Source organism: Aeromonas sp. TS_SC_11, assembly GCF_057318915.1.
Window position 1 is genome coordinate 3,457,997 of sequence record NZ_CM170470.1, and the last position, 17,350, is coordinate 3,475,346.

General features: G+C 58.6%; 15 protein-coding genes. 7 read left to right on the top strand and 8 right to left on the bottom strand.

Features of this window, described 5'->3' with window-relative positions; all coding sequences use genetic code 11:
* The first annotated feature begins 84 nt into the window (after positions 1-84).
* The gene (gene rplY / locus AC1P02_RS16025) at positions 85-372 is read left to right on the top strand and encodes a 50S ribosomal protein L25 (protein ID WP_005311442.1); all 288 of its coding nucleotides are present in this window, start codon (positions 85-87) and stop codon (positions 370-372) included.
* Between the two features lie 142 nt (positions 373-514).
* Here the strand turns inward: rplY and AC1P02_RS16030 are convergent, their stop codons facing one another.
* The 3 genes from AC1P02_RS16030 to selD are packed head-to-tail and all read right to left on the bottom strand — an operon-like array spanning position 515 to position 3,403.
* Positions 515-1,159: an MBL fold metallo-hydrolase gene (locus AC1P02_RS16030; protein ID WP_485182647.1), complete on the bottom strand. Its 645-nt coding sequence runs from the start codon at positions 1,157-1,159 to the stop codon at positions 515-517.
* Between the two features lie 29 nt (positions 1,160-1,188).
* On the bottom strand, positions 1,189-2,304 hold the full coding sequence (gene mnmH / locus AC1P02_RS16035; protein ID WP_155602716.1) for a tRNA 2-selenouridine(34) synthase MnmH: 1,116 nt from the start codon (positions 2,302-2,304) through the stop codon (positions 1,189-1,191).
* A 58-nt stretch (positions 2,305-2,362) separates the two neighbouring features.
* Positions 2,363-3,403, bottom strand: coding sequence for a selenide, water dikinase SelD (gene selD, locus AC1P02_RS16040; RefSeq protein ID WP_485185467.1), 1,041 nt, complete (start codon positions 3,401-3,403; stop codon positions 2,363-2,365).
* Positions 3,404-3,608: 205 nt separating this feature from the next.
* Here selD and AC1P02_RS16045 point away from each other — a divergent pair, with 205 nt between their 5' ends.
* A complete protein-coding gene (locus AC1P02_RS16045; RefSeq protein WP_485182648.1) occupies positions 3,609-4,328 on the top strand; it encodes a transporter substrate-binding domain-containing protein in 720 nt (239 codons plus the stop codon).
* Positions 4,329-4,551: 223 nt separating this feature from the next.
* Here AC1P02_RS16045 and AC1P02_RS16050 read toward each other — a convergent pair whose 3' ends face one another.
* From AC1P02_RS16050 to AC1P02_RS16060, 3 genes are all read right to left on the bottom strand, one after another.
* Complete coding sequence (locus tag AC1P02_RS16050; protein ID WP_306640545.1) at positions 4,552-5,736, bottom strand: acyltransferase family protein; 1,185 nt, start codon at positions 5,734-5,736, stop codon at positions 4,552-4,554.
* Positions 5,737-6,077: 341 nt separating this feature from the next.
* The gene (locus tag AC1P02_RS16055; protein ID WP_042467370.1) at positions 6,078-7,268 is read right to left on the bottom strand and encodes a class I SAM-dependent methyltransferase; all 1,191 of its coding nucleotides are present in this window, start codon (positions 7,266-7,268) and stop codon (positions 6,078-6,080) included.
* Between the two features lie 114 nt (positions 7,269-7,382).
* The gene (locus tag AC1P02_RS16060) at positions 7,383-8,813 is read right to left on the bottom strand and encodes a methyl-accepting chemotaxis protein (protein ID WP_485182649.1); all 1,431 of its coding nucleotides are present in this window, start codon (positions 8,811-8,813) and stop codon (positions 7,383-7,385) included.
* Between the two features lie 86 nt (positions 8,814-8,899).
* On the opposite strand from AC1P02_RS16060, the gene yccX reads away from it, so the two are divergent.
* Entirely contained in the window at positions 8,900-9,172 is a 273-nt protein-coding gene (gene yccX, locus AC1P02_RS16065) for an acylphosphatase (RefSeq protein WP_373969436.1), read from the top strand.
* A gap of 69 nt (positions 9,173-9,241) precedes the next feature.
* Here the strand turns inward: yccX and AC1P02_RS16070 are convergent, their stop codons facing one another.
* Together AC1P02_RS16070 and metG are read right to left on the bottom strand one after the other, a co-directional pair.
* Complete coding sequence (locus AC1P02_RS16070) at positions 9,242-9,877, bottom strand: glutathione S-transferase family protein (protein WP_058394365.1); 636 nt, start codon at positions 9,875-9,877, stop codon at positions 9,242-9,244.
* Positions 9,878-10,068: 191 nt separating this feature from the next.
* A complete protein-coding gene (gene metG / locus AC1P02_RS16075; protein WP_485182650.1) occupies positions 10,069-12,102 on the bottom strand; it encodes a methionine--tRNA ligase in 2,034 nt (677 codons plus the stop codon).
* A 186-nt stretch (positions 12,103-12,288) separates the two neighbouring features.
* Between metG and apbC the strand changes: the two genes are divergently transcribed.
* The 4 genes from apbC (at position 12,289) to AC1P02_RS16095 (ending at position 16,668) form a co-directional block, all read left to right on the top strand.
* A complete protein-coding gene (apbC, locus tag AC1P02_RS16080) occupies positions 12,289-13,371 on the top strand; it encodes an iron-sulfur cluster carrier protein ApbC (protein WP_485185469.1) in 1,083 nt (360 codons plus the stop codon).
* A gap of 109 nt (positions 13,372-13,480) precedes the next feature.
* Positions 13,481-14,125, top strand: coding sequence for a uridine kinase (gene udk, locus AC1P02_RS16085; protein ID WP_021138915.1), 645 nt, complete (start codon positions 13,481-13,483; stop codon positions 14,123-14,125).
* A gap of 63 nt (positions 14,126-14,188) precedes the next feature.
* The gene (gene dcd / locus AC1P02_RS16090) at positions 14,189-14,770 is read left to right on the top strand and encodes a dCTP deaminase (RefSeq protein ID WP_005311470.1); all 582 of its coding nucleotides are present in this window, start codon (positions 14,189-14,191) and stop codon (positions 14,768-14,770) included.
* Positions 14,771-15,195: 425 nt separating this feature from the next.
* A complete protein-coding gene (locus AC1P02_RS16095) occupies positions 15,196-16,668 on the top strand; it encodes an inorganic phosphate transporter (RefSeq protein WP_042467361.1) in 1,473 nt (490 codons plus the stop codon).
* Positions 16,669-17,350 lie beyond the last annotated feature (682 nt).

Below are 17,350 nucleotides of genomic sequence, written 5' to 3' on the forward strand. Positions count from 1 at the left end.
CCCATGCTACTATGCGCCCTCGTTTTGCGAGGTGCTGACCGGTCGCAGTCAGCACCATAAATTCATCTATATGAGATAACCACTATGTCTTTCGTATTCCAAGCTGAAGTCCGTTCTGACCTGGGGAAAGGTGCGAGCCGCCGCCTGCGTCACGCTGACCAAGTTCCTGCCATCATCTACGGTGCCGGCAAAGAAGCTCAGTCCATCACTGTTGACCACAAAAAATTCATCATTGCCCAAGAGAAGCCGGAATTCTACGAATCCGTGCTGACCCTGGTCATCAACGGTGAAGAAGTCAACGTTAAAGTGAAGGCTATCCAGCGTCACCCGGTTAAGCCGAAGCTGGTTCACCTGGATTTCGTTCGCGTTTAATAGCGAGCCAATCTGGTTGAAGAAAAAGCCACTCTCAGGAGTGGCTTTTTGCTGTCTGGCGTTTGATGAAGCTTGCAGCAAGCCATGGAAGAGGGCGACCCCGGGGTCGCCCTCTTGGCGTCAGTGGCAAGCCTGCTTGCTGTTACCAGACGGCTTGGGTCAGGTAAGGATTGCTTGCCTTTTCTCGGCCAAAGGTGGAGCTGGGGCCATGGCCCGGGATAAAGACAATCTCGTCACCCAGCGGTAGCAGGGTTTCAGTGATCGACTTTATCAAGGTGGCGTGATCACCGCGTGGGAAGTCGGTGCGGCCTATGCTGCCGGCGAACAGCACGTCACCAACCCAGGCGAGTTTTTCGGCCTGGCTGAGCAGGATGACGTGGCCCGGAGTGTGGCCCGGACAGAAATAGACCTCCAGCTCGCAGTTGCCCACTCGCACCTTGTCACCCTGCTCAAGCCAGCTGTCCGGCGTGAAAGCAGGGGTATGGGCGAAGCCAAACATCTGGCTCTGCCGGGGCAGCATGTCGAGCCAGAAGGCATCTTCTTTGTGGGGGCCTGTGATGGCTACGCCGGTTGTTTCACGCAGCTCTGCGGCGGCGCCCACGTGATCCAGATGGCCATGGGTCAGCAGGATGTGGGTCAGGGTAAGCCCGTGCTTGGCGATGGCTGCGAGCAGCTTGTCGGCCTCGCCACCCGGGTCAATCAGCGCCGCATGGTGGGTCTCGTCACACCAGATGAGGGAGCAGTTCTGGGCAAATTGGGTGACCGGGATCACCTCGAATTTCAACATAGGAGGTCCTCTTGTTTGACGGGAGTGAGTCAGCCTTGCTGCCGGGCTGCGTGTTGCTCGGCAAAGAAGTCCAGACAGGCCTGCTTCTCACCCCGGAACACGATGCGCTCACGCTTGTTGCCCAGTTGATAGAGATACATAGGGTCGTAGTAGCGGGTCAGCAGCAGGGTGATCCAGGCCAGATGGCGCTCGGTGGTGCCGCTGTTGGCTTGCTCGGCAAGGGCGATTTGCATCAGCTGGTCCAGCTCGCGGTGTGCTTGATCGCCAAGGCGGCGCTTGAGGCGGGCCAGCGCATCGGTGAGATAGGCCGCAAACAGTGGCCAGCCTTCTTCGGCACCAAACATGGCCTGATAACGCAGCCAGAGATCGTGCACATAGTCCTGGCGGATCTGTTCGGCACGCTCGCTCTGCGGTACATCCACCACCACCAGCGGTGCCTCGCACATGGCATCAAACAGGGGGTTGGGCAGGCAGCAGCGACCGATGAGCCGGCTCTCGTCCTCCACCACGAAGGCATGTTCACCCTGGTGGCGGCGCTTGAGCAGTTCGATGGCCAGCTTGTTTTCAAAATTGATGTTGCTGGGCTGGCCCCCTGGAAGCTGACCAAATGACGAGCCCCTGTGATGGGCATGCCCCTCCAGATCCACCGCCTGAGTCACGTGCTCCAGCATATGGGTCTTGCCGGAGCCGGTCATGCCGGTCAGCACTGTCCAGTGACATTCGGCCGCGGCCTTGTCCAGGGTATCGATGAGGAAACGGCGCATCTCCTTGTAGCCACCGGCTACCCGGGGACGGGTGACCCCGGCCTCATGCAACCAGAGTTGCACGGTTTGTGAGCGCAGGCCGCCACGAAAGCAGTAGAGCAGGGTATCGGGCTGCTTTCGCAACTGTGCCAGCCAGCCGTCGAGCCGTTCGGCACGCACGGCGCCCCCCACCAGTTGGTGGCCCAGTTCAATCGCCGCCGCCTGGCCTCGCTGCTTGAAACAGGTGCCCACCTGGGCACGCTCATCGTCTGTCATCAGGGGCAGACTGGTCGAGCAGGGGAAGGCCCCTTCCTTGAACTCGATGGGGGCACGCAAGTCGATAAGCGGGACATCATCCAGAAAAATCCGGGCCAGATCCGAGGTGAGTGGCAGTTGGCTCATCGCAGGGCCTCCAGAGACGTCCGAGCCAGATCCGTATCAATAGCAAGCAGCCGCTGACTCATTGGATAACCTCGATAAACTGGTTTCCGGTATAGGCTTTCAGCCGGCCTATGGGGGAGAGGGTCAGCCCCGCTTGTGTCGCGATGGCAAGGAGCTCGGCTTCACTTTCTTTACCGACGGCAACCAGCAAGCCGCCGCTGGTCTGCGGATCGCACATGATGTTGCGGGTGCGTTCATCCATGGCACCGAGCTTGGCACCATAGGAATCGAAGTTGCGCAGGGTACCGCCCGGTACGCAGCCCTCGGACAGGTAGTAATCTACTTCGTCGAGCAGTGGCAGCGCCCTGAAATCGAGGGTGGCACACACACCTGAGCCTTCGCACATCTCAAGCAGATGGCCCGCCAGACCAAACCCGGTCACATCCGTCATGGCGTGCACGCCGGGCAGTTCGGCAAAGCGCTGGCCAATCTTGTTGAGGGTACACATGGCGTTGGGGGCCAGCTGCTCATGCTCTGGCTTGAGCTTGCCCTTCTTCTGGGCCGTGGTGAGGATGCCGATACCGAGGGGCTTGGTCAGGTAGAGGATGTCGCCAGCCTGGGCCGTGTCGTTCTGCTTGATGGCATTGAGCGGCACTATACCGGTCACGGCAAGACCGAAGATGGGCTCGGGGGCATCGATACTGTGGCCGCCAGCGAGCGAAATGCCTGCCTCGTGACACACCTGGCGGCCGCCATCTATTACCTGCTGGGCCACTTCCGGGGCTAGGGTATTGATGGGCCAGCCAAGGATGGCAATGGCAACGATGGGCTTGCCGCCCATGGCGTAGATGTCGCTGATGGCGTTGGTGGCCGCGATGCGGCCAAAGGTAAAGGGATCATCGACGATGGGCATGAAGAAGTCGGTGGTGGAAACAATGCCCTGACCGTTGCCGATATCGACCACGGCCGCGTCATCCTTGCTGCTGTTGCCAACCACCAGGGTCGGGTCGTCAAAGCCCGGGATCTGGCTCTTGAGAATGGTGTCGAGCACCTTGGGAGAAATTTTGCAGCCGCAGCCAGCCCCGTGGCTGTATTGGGTCAGACGAATGGAAGACATGATTACCCCTTGTTTGGCTGTTTCTCAAGATGAAACAGCGTATATCAGGCAAAAGGAGATGACCCTGAGCGGGCCATTGGACAGGGCATTATGCCACAAGGACTCTGCGGGTTCGAATCACAATAGCCTGTCGTCTCTGCTGCCTTGACAAAGTGTCCCTCGCTCCTCTTATCTCAAAGGGTTTCCCCACACAGGCAAGAGGTATGAGATGAAATCATGGATGATAGGATTACTGCTGGCGCTGTCGACCTTTGGGACGCATGCCGCCAGTGTGACGGCTGCGCAAGATCCCTGGCCGCCCTTTGTCATTGATGCCAACAAAGGCATCTCGGTAGAGCTGGTCAAACGCGCACTTGCCACCCAGGGTTATGAGCTCGACATGCGGATCATGCCTTGGGCCAGGGCGTTGTCGGAAGTTGAGGAAGGGAATATCGACATTCTGGTAGGGGCATGGTTCACCGAGGCGCGCACCAAGTCACTGCGTTTCAGTGACGAGTATCTGAAGAATCAGGTCAAATTTATCCAGTTGGCTGGCGGCAGTTTCGAGTTGAATGGCTTGGCCAGCCTCAAAGGCAAGAGCATTGGCATAGTGCGGGGTTATGGCTACGGTGACGACTTCATGCAGGCTGAGCTAAACCGCCAGGAGGCCGGTGACTTGCCGACGAATCTGAAGAAGCTGCTTGATGGGCGTATTGACTTGACGTTGGAAGACGAGGTAGTTGCCCGGGCCATCATGGCCCAGCAGGGAATGGATGCCAGCAAGTTTACCTTCACGGCCAATGCGCTCTCCACCAACCCGCTCCATATTGCCAGTGGCGTGAAAAACCCACGCGGCCAGGAGTTGATCGAGGCTTTCAACAAGGGATTGGCAATCATCAGTGCAGACGGGACCATGGATCAGATCCTGACCAGTTACGGCGTTAAATAAGCCGCCTGTAGTGAGTCATGTCATGGCTAAACCCGGTATCAAGGGGCCACCTTCTTAAGGTGGCCCCTTTTTCAGGTTATTGGGGGGAGGCAAGGGGTGACGGGCAGGGTACTGGTAACCATGGTCCCATGCACAACAGCATCAGTTTTAGCTAGCATCCGAGTCGTCTGAGCAAACCTGGAGATGCTGACCGATAGGTTATCCAGGCTTGGTCACTGCTTGTTTAACTGACTCGCTCCATCGCCGGTTGCCGCGACTTGCCAAGGCGGCGCAGGCGCCGTTGCAGTGGCCGCTCCAGCAGGTTGTAGCTTAAAGAAGAGAGGCCGATCAGCACTGCCAGCATCAACAGGGTCGCCACCACCCCCAGCAGCGGGCTGGTCTGGCCATACCACCAGTCGGTGAGCCCCGGGGCCAGATAGTGGGCAAGCTCACAGCCGGTGAGCAGCACCAGCGCGTGCAGCAGGTAGATGGAGTAGGAGAGGTCTCCCAGCCAGTTGGTGAGGCGGTTGTCCAGCAGGCGCAGCAGCGGGCTCTGGCGCTCCCCCTGAGCGGCGGCAATCCAGATCAGCGACACGTAGGCGCCGATCAGCAACAGGGTCAGCTGCGGCGTCATGGTGAATTGCATCAGCACGAAGGGCAGGAGAAAGGCGATCAGGAGCGGCAGATCCCGTTGCATCATGGGCAAGCGTCGCGCGGCCTTGACCCTGGGCAGCAGCCAGAGTCCGAGCACGAATTCACTCACCCCGCGTCCCACCGCCAGCGCTCCACTGGTGACATCCAGGGTGCCCCGGCTGTGCACGATATAAGCCAGCACCGTCAGCGCCAGCAGCGGCGCGAGATGGCCCCAGCGACTGCGGGTCACGGCGAGCGGGATCAGCAGCGGGAACAGCAGATAACTTATCCACTCTACGCTGAGGGACCAGGCGGCGAAGTTCCAGGTCAGCCCGTGATTGGTTACCACCTGCAGCAGCAGGAAGGCGCTTGGCAGGGCCTCGGCCGGGGTGAAGGGTGAGCCGAAGGGGGGCATCCCTTCCCACTCCCACATCTTGAACAGCGGGCCTGCATAGAAACCCACCCCGTGCTGCGCCTTGTAAAGCTCCCAGCCAACCAACAGCACTAGGGTGACAAGGTAGAGGGGGTAGACCCGGGTCAGCCGCAGCCAGAGGAAGCGTCCATAGCCGATGGTGCGGGGCCTGTGGCTGAAGGCCTCCCCATAGACGTGGGCCAGTACCACTCCGCTCAAGATAAAGAAGAGATCGACCCAGAGGTAGCCGTTCTCGATGAGTTGCGTGTGGCCTGCGATCGACTCCATCCACTGGGGAAAGAGCAGCAATCGGGCATGGAACAGCACCACCATCAGGGCAGCGATGCCCCGCAGCGGCGTCAACAGCGGCAATGATTGATTCATATCGGGATCCCTTGCGATGTTCAGCTTGGCCTGACATCGATTTTGCTGTTGTGCTGGGGCATCGAGCCTGATGCCCCAGCAGCCTGGACTCATGCTGGCTACAGGCAGGATCACCCTATCTAAAAGAGAGTCATACGGGTGTGATTAAAGTCATAAAGTGTGCACGGATTGTGTACAACAACAGTTCAAGCAGTGAAATAAAGACAGGGAAAGATAACAGGTGGAAGAAGAATGAGGGGGGGCAAGGGAGCCGCGTCTCGCTCGGGCATTATACGCAGCGATGCCTAAAAATCAGGCCCGCAATGCGGGCCTGATTGATCAAAGGGAACGGGTATTGACGATCAGCGGGCGCGAACCACCAGCCCTTTGAGATAGAAGCCTTCCGGATAGGCGGTGCCAATGGGGTGATCGGAGGCTTGTGACAACAGCTCCAGGATCTGGGCATCGCGACCGGCGTCGAGCGCCGCATCGGCCACGATCTTCTGGAACAGGCTCTGCTCCATCAGGCCGGAGCAGGAGTAGGTCAGCAGCACGCCACCCGGCGCCAGCAGCTGGAACGCCAGCATGTTGATGTCCTTGTAGCCGCGGCAGGCACCCAGCAGCTGGGCCTTGCTCTCGGCAAACTTGGGCGGATCCAGCACGATAACGTCGAACTTCTCACCCTTCTCGCGGTATTCACGCAGCAGCTTGAACACATCGTGACGGATGAACTGAGTGTTGGAGATATCCAGCCCGTTCAGCTCGGCGTTCTGGCGGGCCATATCCAGCGCAGTCTGGGAGAGATCCACGTTGACCACTTCCTTGGCGCCACCCTTGAGGGCATAGATGCCAAAGCCACCGGTGTAGCTGAAGCAGTTGAGCACCCGCTTAGCCGAGGTGTACTTGGAGACAGCCTGGCGGTTGTCGCGCTGATCCAGATAGAAGCCGGTCTTGTGACCGTTACGGATGTCCACCAGGATCTTGACGCCGTTCTCTTCGATCACCACAGGCTCGGTCGGGGTCTCGCCATGGATGACGCCGGTGCGCTCTTTCAATCCTTCCTTCTTGCGTACTGCCACGTCGGAGCGCTCATAGATGCTGCACTCCGGGTAGAGGGTACGCAGTGCCTGGGTGATCAGCTCGCGCTGGAACTCGGCACCGGCGGAGAGGATCTGGCACACCAGGAAATCGGCATAACGGTCTATGGTCAGACCCGGCAAACCGTCGGATTCGGCGGCGCACAGGCGATAGCCGGTGAGGCCCTGACGCTTGATCAGCGGATCGCGGGACTCCTGGGCATATTTGAGGCGACGCAGGAAGAAGTCGAGATCGACTGTCTCCTCTTTATCGAAGGTCCAGACCCGGGCACGGATCTGGGAGCTGCCTGACCAGGCACCACGGGCGAGCCACCGGCCATCGTTGGCGTAGATCTCGACGGTATCGCCGTCAACGGGATTGCCTTCAACCCGCTCAATCCCTTTGGAGAAGATCCAGGGGTGACGGCGCAGCAGGGATTTTTCGCGGCCTTTGACGAGATAGATGAAAACGCTCATGGGTGTTTGCCGATGGTAAAAAGAAAAGGGGCCACATTCTATGTGGCCCGCTGGTAAAACTCAAACAACCTTGGCAAGAGAGCCTGGCTTGTCTGATCTGGCATCCGCTTCAGATCAGATCTTGAGCCCCTTCAATGCCTGGGCCAGCTCGATTGCCGTGTCTTTGAGACCGGCAGTGCCGGCCACAGAGGCGCTGGCGGATTCCTCCACCTGACCCGCTTCGTGGCGCACCTGGTCCAGGTTGCGGGTGATCTCCCCGGCGACCGAGCTCTGCTCCTCGCTGGAGGTGGCTATCTGGGTGCTCATCTCCAGCACGGCATCGCTGTGGTTGCTGAGCTTGTCGATGTCGAGCCCCACTTCACTGATCAGCGCCTGGCTGCTGGCGGCGCGCCCGACTGTCTTCTCCATGATGTCGTTGAGGGCGCCGGTGCCGGCCTGCAGCTCTTCGATCATCTGCTGGATCTCCACAGTGGCCTGCTGAGTGCGGCTGGCTAGGGTGCGCACCTCGTCCGCCACCACCGCAAAGCCACGACCCTGCTCACCCGCGCGGGCGGCTTCGATGGCGGCATTGAGGGCCAGCAGATTGGTCTGCTGGGAGATGGCATTGATGACGTTGACCACCTCGTTGATGCGATTGGCGTTGTGGGTCAGTCGCTCCACCGCGCCTGAGGCATTGCCTATCTCGTCGGCCAGGGTGCGGATGGCGGCTATGGTACGCGATACCCGGGCGGCGCCGTTGGCCGCCTCTTCGCTCGATTGGCGAGTCTGCTGCAGAGTGTCGTTGGCGTTGCGGGCAACTTCCCGGATGGCGGCCGACATCTGCTCCATGGCGGCAGCCAGGGAGTCCATGTGCTGGCGCTGGGAGCGGGCCATGGTTTCTCCTTCGCTGGCGTGGTCACGAAACTCGTCGGCGGCCATGGTAAGTGCCTCGGCAGACTCTTCCACCAGCTGCACTATCTTGTGCTGGCGGTCGGTGAATCTGTCTATGCTGCCCGCCAGGATGGAGAACTCGTCCCGCACCGGGAAGAAGTTGAGACGGAAGGTGAGATCCCCGTCAGCCACTGTCTGCAACGCCTTGTTGGTGGAGTAGAGGGCGCCGGAGACAAAGGTCATCAGGTAGTGGGTGATGAGGGCCAGCAAGGCCGCCAGCACGGCGATGATGGTGAGGGTGGTGCCCTGTCCGTCCCACATGGAGTAGCGGCCGGCATCCAGGCTGCCGGTCACGAAGCCGGCCTGGCCTGCGCTGGCACTGAAGCGGTAGTTGTCTCCCTGTTGGGTCAGGCCGACACTGCCGGTCGGACTCAGGGTGAGATCCGCAGGCAGAGTGAGGGTCGGTTGCTGGCTCACCAGCTGGGCGCTGGTCTGGACCCTTTGTTGGAGTTGATCCAGCCTGATCTGCATCTGCTGATCATGACCATCGGCCAGCAGATACCAGGTGAGAAAGGCGATAAACAGCAGAGGGCACCAGAAGGTAATGAGAAATTTTTCACTGATCGTGAGATGAATGAGATAGCGGTCAACCCACCGGAATTTTACTTCTTTCATAATGATATTGCGTCCTGCAAGGGGGAAGAGAGTGTCGCGCTCATTATCGCCTTGGAGAGAAATTTCTTAAGGGAAAGGTGTGAGAAATGGGAGAGCAATCGTTTGTCGTGCACGTCTGGGGTCAGGTGCAAGGAGTGGGGTTTCGCTACTTTACCCGTGAGCGTGCGTTGCAACTGGGACTGCGTGGCTACGCCTACAACCTGGCTGATGGCTCGGTGGAGATCCTGATCTGTGGTCCCGAGCAGGGTGTGCAGATGATGCTGGGCTGGCTGGAGCGAGGCCCGCGTACCGCCGAGGTGACCCGGATGGAGTATGAAGAGGCACCGCCACCACAGAAGGGGGGATTTCACACCAATTGAGCAGAGGGAAACCGCCATGCCACGCATAAAAACGGGAGCCATCGGGGCTCCCGTTTGCCTATGTTGGCGTCAGCTGGCCTGGGCGGCGTCGGCGATGGCCTGGGTCTTGGCCAGCACGGCTTGCAGGGCAGGGCGTTTGGCCAGGCGATCCCGATAGGCGGCCAGCTTGGGGGGAATGGTCTGCTCGAAGCGGGTGGCCCACATCAGGGTATGGGCCAGCAGCAGATCCGCTATGGTGATCTGCTCCCCCAGCAGGTAGCCCTGTTCGGGCACCCAGGACTCGGCGATGGCCGCCGCCTTGTCAAACTCCCACTTGGCGGTGGGGAAGATGGCTGGCAGGCGCTGGGGTTCCGGCAGGGCAAACTTGTGCTTGCCGATGGTCCACAAGGGTTGCTCCAGCTCACAGGTAATGAAGCTGACCCACTGGGCATGCAACGCCGATGCCTGCGTCCCTCTGGCTGGCAGCCAATCCGAGCCATAGACTTCGGCCAGATACTGCATGATGGCGGCGGATTCGGTCAGTACGAAATCCCCATCTTTGAGCACCGGCATCTTGCCGCTCGGGTTCAGCGCCAGAAACCACTCACTGCGATTCTCGCCCTTGGCGAAGTCGAGAAACTGAAATTGCCACGCCACGCCCAACTCTTCCAGTAACCAGGATATGCGCAGTGCCCGGCTGACCGGGGTTCCGTATAAGGTGATCATGTTTGCTCCTTGTCTGATGAGTGACGGGCCCATGTGCGCCCCTTGGTGAAAAGGCAGTCTAGGCAAATTGTGCCGCGGCAACAACCGCCTATGTGTGGGGGATAGGGGGCGAGTCTGTCCATGCTGTGGGAAAATGGCATAAAAAAGAGAGGCCAGATGGCCTCTCTTTTCATGGGGGGCAGCAAGCGTGCTTACTTGACGCGCATGCCTGGCTGGGCGCCTTCCTGCGGCTCCAGGATCCAGAGGTCCTTGCCGCCTGGGCCTGCGGCCAGCACCATGCCTTCGGACATGCCAAAGCGCATCTTGCGCGGCGCTAGGTTGGCCACCATCACGGTCAGCTTGCCTTCCAGATCTTCCGGGTTGTAGGCAGACTTGATGCCGGCAAACACCTGACGGGTTTCACCGCCCAGATCCAGTTGCAGCTTGAGCAGCTTGTCCGCTTCCGGTACCGCTTCCGCCTTTTTGATCAGCGCCACGCGCAGATCAAGCTTGGCGAAATCCTCATAGGAGATGGTTGGGCTTATGGGGTCATCTGCCAGCGGGCCTGTGATCTTGGGTGCCTGCTCCTTGGCAAGGTCCTCCTTGGAAGCCTCGATCATGGCTTCAATCTTGGCAGGCTCGATGCGGGAGAACAGTGCCTTGAAGGGGGTCAGCTGATGGTTGGTTAGCGGCAGGGCGACGCCATCCCAGGTGAGGGTCTCACCCAGGAAGGCTTCGGCACGCTCGGCCAACAGTGGCATGACCGGCTTGAGGTAGGCCATCAGCACGCGGAACAGGTTGATGCCCACGGAGCAGACCGCCAGCAACTCGGCGTCTGCGCCTTCATGCTTGGCCAGCACCCAGGGCGCCTTCTCATCCACATAGCGGTTGGCCTTGTCGGCCAGCGCCATGATCTCACGGATGGCGCGACTGAATTCGCGCGCTTCATAGGCCTCGCTGATGGAGGAGCTGGCGTTGGCGAACTCGGCATAGAGCTCGGGCTCTGCACAGGTAGCGGCCAGCTTGCCGTCGAAACGCTTGGCGATGAAGCCGGCATTGCGAGATGCCAGATTGACCAGCTTGTTGACCACGTCGGCGTTGACCCGTGCCACGAAGTCATCCAGGTTGAGATCCAGATCGTCGATGCGGCTGTTGAGCTTGGCGGCGTAGTAGTAGCGCAGGCACTCAGGATCCAGGTGGTTCAGGTAGGTGGAGGCCTTGATGAAGGTGCCCTTGGACTTGGACATCTTGGCGCCGTTGACGGTCACATAGCCGTGTACGTTGACCTTGGTCGGCTTGCGGAAACCCGCCCCTTCCAGCATGGATGGCCAGAACAGGCAGTGGAAGTAGGCGATGTCCTTGCCGATGAAGTGGTAGAGCTCGGCCTCGGAGTCCGCCTTCCAGTAGCTGTCAAAGTCGATATCGCCGCGCTTGTTGCACAGGTTCTTGAACGACGCCATATAGCCGATGGGAGCATCCAGCCAGACGTAGAAGTACTTGCCAGGGGCACCCGGGATTTCGAAACCGAAATAGGGGGCGTCACGGGTGATGTCCCACTGCTGCAGGCCGCTCTCGAACCACTCCTGCATCTTGTTGGCCATCTCTTCCTGAATGGCGCCGGAGCCACGTACCCAGCCGGCCAGCCAGGTTTCAAACTGCGGCAGGTCGAAGAAGAAGTGCTCGGAGTCCTTCATCACCGGGGTCGCACCGGAGACGGCGGATTTCGGATCGATGAGCTCGGTCGGACTGTAGGTGGCACCGCAGCTGTCGCAGTTGTCGCCGTATTGCTCCGGAGACTTGCACTTGGGGCAGGTGCCCTTGACGAAGCGGTCCGGCAGGAACATGGATTTTTCCGGATCGAACAGCTGAGTGATGGTGCGGCCCTTGATAAAGCCACCGTCTTTCAGACGGCCGTAGATCAGCTCCGCCAGTTCGCGGTTCTCATCACTGTGGGTGGAGTGATAGTTGTCGAAGCTGATATTGAAACCGGCGAAGTCGGTCTGGTGCTCTTTGGAGACAGCCGCGATCATCTCTTCCGGGGTGATCCCCATCTGTTGCGCTTTGAGCATGATGGGGGTGCCATGGGCATCATCGGCACAGATGAAGTGCACCTGATGGCCACGCATTCGCTGATAACGAACCCAGATATCGGCCTGGATGTGTTCCAGCATGTGGCCAAGATGGATGGAGCCATTGGCGTAGGGGAGGGCGCAGGTTACCAGCATTGTACGAGGATCAGTTGCCATATAGTCGTTCTTGATGTGCTTGTTGGGATGATACAGTGCCGTGCATGTTACCCGAATTGGGGGTCGCCTGCCTAGGGTGGCGGCGCTGTCCGCCCTGGTGCTCGCGCTGGTTGGCAAGCAGGCAAGCCACTGATTTGTGTGCGGTAACAGTTCACCTCAAGATAATGACAAGATAATGAGGAGTTACTGGTGATTGATTCAGTAAAGCAGATCCTGGCCGAATTTAAGCCGACAGGGTGGGACAAGGATCTGGTTGCGGCCGGGTTTGCGCGCAGCATAGAGCAGCAAGGGCAAGGCCTGGTCATCAAACTGGTGTTGCCCTTTGCCGGATGTTCCCTGTTTGAGCAGATCAAGCAGGAGTTCGATGCCCGCCTGCGCACCACTACCGGTGCGACCCGCATCGACTGGACCTGTGATATAGAGGTGGCCAGCATGCCGCGGGCGCAAGGGCTGGCCGCGGTGCAGGGCATTCGCAACATCCTGGTAGTCGCCTCCGGCAAGGGCGGGGTCGGCAAGTCCACTACCGCCGTCAACTTGGCGCTGGCGCTGCAAAAAGAGGGGGCGCGGGTCGCCATTCTGGATGCGGACATCTATGGCCCCTCCATTCCGACCATGATGGGTACCCTCAAGGAGCGTCCCAGCAGCCTTGACGGCAAGTTGATGGAACCCGTGATCGCCTGTGGCCTCAAGAGCAACAGCATCGGTTATCTGGTGGCCGAGCAGGATGCCACCATCTGGCGCGGCCCCATGGCGAGCAAGGCGCTGGCCCAGATCCTCCATGAGACCCGTTGGGGCGAGGTGGACTATCTGGTGGTGGACATGCCGCCAGGCACGGGGGACATACAACTCACCATGGCCCAGCAGGTACCCACGTCGGCAGCCGTGATCGTCACTACGCCGCAAGATGTGGCGCTGGCCGATGCCCGCAAGGGGGTTGCCATGTTCAACAAGGTCAATGTGCCCGTGCTCGGCATCATAGAAAACATGAGCTATCACATTTGCAGTGCCTGCGGCCATCACGAGTCCTTGTTCGGGACAGGTGGCGGCCAGAAGATGGCAGAGCAGTATCAAGTGGCGCTGCTGGGTCAGCTGCCGCTGCACATTGATATCCGCCAACACATGGATGATGGCTGCCCAACCGTGTTCGGGGCACCGGAAGGAAGCCTGGCCCAGGCCTATCTGAAGCTGGCTCGTCGGGTGGGGGCTGAACTCTATTTTAGCGGTAAACCGATTGCGACCCCTCTCTATACCATGGCGCTGGATGAATAATCGGCTGTCGGATGTTTGAGGTGGATTTGAGGGTGGGCATGGCTCACCCTTTTTTATATAATGGATCGGTTTAAACAATCCCCACTGCTCTTCTCTTTAGGTATTTTCAATGTCTGATACTCAACATTCGTGTGTGATCATCGGTATTGCTGGCGCATCCGCGTCTGGCAAGAGTCTTATCGCTCAAACCATTTATGAAGAGCTGGTGGCCGAACTGGGCGCAGGTCAGATTGGTGTGATCACCGAAGATTGCTACTACCGTGATCAGACCCACCTGACCATGGAAGAGCGGGTCAAAACCAACTATGACCACCCCAATGCCCTGGATCACGATCTGCTGGTGCAGCATCTGAGCCAGTTGGTGAAAGGGGATGCGGTCAATATCCCCCAGTACTCTTATACAGAGCACACCCGCATGAACGAGGTGACACCGTTCGCCCCGCGTCGGGTGATCATTCTGGAAGGGATCCTGCTGCTGACCGACAGTCGCTTGCGGGATCTGATGGATGCCTCCATCTTCATGGATACCCCGCTGGACATCTGCCTGCTGCGCCGTTTGGTGCGTGACGTACAGGAGCGTGGTCGTACCATGGATTCCGTACTCAAGCAGTATCAGAAAACCGTGCGCCCCATGTTTTTGCAGTTTATCGAGCCTTCCAAGCAGTACGCGGACGTGATCGTGCCCCGCGGTGGCAAGAACCGCATCGCCATCGACATGCTCAAGGCGCGCATTCGCCACATGTTGATTGGTTAAGATGAAACAAGCCGGGTGATGCCCGGCTTTTTTAAATGAACATTTTGTCAGGAGAGTCGCCCAATGCGTCTTTGTGATACCGATATTGAACGTCATCTGGATGAGGGCAAGATCGTCATTGAGCCAAGGCCCGGTGTTGAGCGGATCAGCGGCGTCAGCGTCGATGTGCTGCTGGGCAACGAGTTTCGGGTATTTCGCGATCATACCGCTCCCTATATTGACTTGAGCGGCCCGAACAGCGAGATGGCCGATGCCATCGATCGGGTGATGAGCGACGAGATCCACATCCCGGATGGCGAAGCCTTTTATCTGCACCCGGGCCAGCTGGCGCTGGCGGTGACCTATGAATCCGTCACCTTGCCTGCGGATATTGTCGGCTGGCTGGATGGCCGCTCCTCCCTGGCCCGTCTCGGTCTGATGGTGCACGTCACGGCGCACAGGATCGATCCGGGCTGGTCTGGCCGCATCGTGCTGGAGTTCTACAACGGTGGCAAACTGCCGCTGGCGCTGCGCCCCAAGATGAAGATCGGTGCCTTGAACTTCGAGATGCTTTCCGGCCCAGCCGCCCGCCCTTACAACAAGCGGGAAAACGCCAAGTACAAGAGCCAGCAGGGCGCCGTTGCCAGCCGCATCAACCAGGATTGATATCCCCTGATGTGATCCACTTGCTGAGTGTTGAAAGGGGCGCCCATGGCGCCCCTTACTGTAGGGCTTGCTCCTGTGCCCAGTGACAGCGTGCAGGAGACGCAAGTGGTTGGGGCAGGGGAGCGGGCTGATTGCCTGTCCTTATGTCTCCATTATCAGGTGTCGGTCGGCCGAAAATTGACGTTGGAACCGATAGAAGATCTGTCTTGCGGTGCCTGAATGTGATGAATTGTCCCCATTTGGGGACTGTTTTTGTCAGCTCAAGTTTGTTTAATTAATCAACGACAAGCCTCGTCGTGACTGGCTCTAAGCTATTTCCCTACTGAATGCCCTTTTTTTTTCTTACTGAAATATTTCAACAACGGGTATGGCACCGCCAGCCTTCTGGCATAATCCGCCGCAACTCATAAACAGGTTCGTTTTTTATGTTTGAAATGTTTAGTGGTTTGGGTTTGTGGTGGTCAATCGGTTTGGTATTGGCCGTTTTTTTTGTGCTTGCCTATGAATTCATCAATGGCTTTCACGATACCGCCAACGCGGTAGCAACGGTTATCTACACCAAAGCGATGCCGGCTCACCTGGCGGTAGTCGCATCCGGGATCTTCAACTTTTTTGGCGTCATGTTCGGCGGTCTGGGCGTGGCCTATGCCATTGTCCATTTGCTGCCGATTGATTTGCTGTTGGGCATGGATTCCACCCAGGGTTTGATCATGGTGTTCTCCCTGCTGTTTTCCGCCATTGTCTGGAATCTGGGGACCTGGTTCCTGGGCATTCCGGCCTCCAGTTCTCACACACTGATCGGTTCCATTCTGGGGGTAGGCGGTGCCTATGCCTGGCTCAACCATCAGCCGCTGACTCAGGGCATCAACGTCGCCAAAGCCATCGACATCATGCTTTCCCTGATCATCTCGCCGACCGTGGGCTTCATCGTGGCCGCCCTGTTGCTGTTTGCCATGAAGCGAGTCTGGCTGGGCAGCAAGATCCACAAGACTCCGGAAGAGCGGTTGCTGGTGGATGGCAAGAAGCATCCGCCGTTCTGGGCGCGCCTCACCCTGGTGGCTTCTGCCATGGGGGTAAGCTTCGTGCACGGCTCCAACGATGGTCAGAAGGGCATTGGTCTGGTGATGCTGGTGTTGATCTGCATGGCCCCCGCCTATTTTGCACTGGACATGAACAGCCGTTCCTACGAACTGGATCGCACCCAGGATGCCAACCAGCGCATCATGGAGATCTATCAGCGCAACCACGAGCTGGTGTCTCAGGTCGTGGACTTCAAGGTGCCTGCCCAGGCCCAGGAAGAGCTGATGACCCATTGCTCTGCGGACGCTACGCTGCAAAACATGGCAACCCTGGATGCCCGTCTGGGCGCTGTGCGTACCTATGAAGAGATGGACCTGACCAATCGTCGGGAAGTGCGTCGCCTGCTGCTGTGTATTGACGACACAGCCCGCAAAGTATCCAAGCTGCCGCTGCCGGCCAAAGAGCTGACTGACCTTGCCAAATGGCGCAAGGATCTGACAGCGACCGCTGAATATGCACCGACCTGGGTCATCGTCTCCATCGCCTTGGCGCTGGGTTGCGGCACCATGGTAGGCTGGCGTCGTATCGTCTACACGGTGGGTGAGAAGATAGGCGCCACCGGTATGACATACAGCCAGGGCATTGCCGCCCAGATCACTGCGGCTGCTTCCATCGGTGTTGCCAGTTTGACCGGTATGCCAGTGTCCACCACCCATATCCTCTCTTCTGCGGTAGCGGGGACCATGGTAGCGAACAAATCCGGCCTGCAGAGCCAGACCATCAAGACCATACTGATGGCCTGGGTGCTGACCCTGCCGCTGACCATGTTGCTCTCTGGTGGTCTGTTCCTTATCAGTCACCATCTGTTTGGCGGCTGATAACAGCTAATCTTGTTGATTGACGAAGGGCCTGCGGGCCCTTTTTTCATTTCTCTGGATCAGAGTCCGTCTGCTTATTCTCGAAGCAATGCAAAGCGTTGACCAAACAGGATGGGCTTCCTGGTTATATTATGTATGCCATCAAACTAGATGCGTTGTTCACCCAATAACACCGCCTATCCAACATGGATATACTTATCCCGGCAACACATGCCAACAGTAACCCTGTGCATTGCAGACGTCACTCAGGGGGCTGCTACTCTGTGCTGTCCGTTATCAAGGGTCAGCATACGGTACATACTCAGGGCGCAAGAGGGGCATCTGTGCTCATCATCTGGGGCAGATACCCATCCTGGCTGAATATGGAAGACAGATGTAACTGAGGATCCATCCTGGCTAAGCAGAGTCTCTGCTGCTAGCCCCAAGACAGACACGAGTAGACAAGGGTGAGCAGGGCATGTGCAGGGCTCTTGCTCAACCAGCGCATTTGTCAGAGAGAGGGGGGATGACAGGCAAGCATCAATCATAAGCGCGGGGCCAGGCATCATTGCGAACTGGCTGGAGAGGCAAGAAGGGCTTGCTAGCGTTGCCAAAGGGATGACACCAGCTTACTGGTGCGGGGCAGGGGAATCTTATATGCCGGAGAGCAGGGGGGATATTGCAGCGGGAGCCTCATCTACCT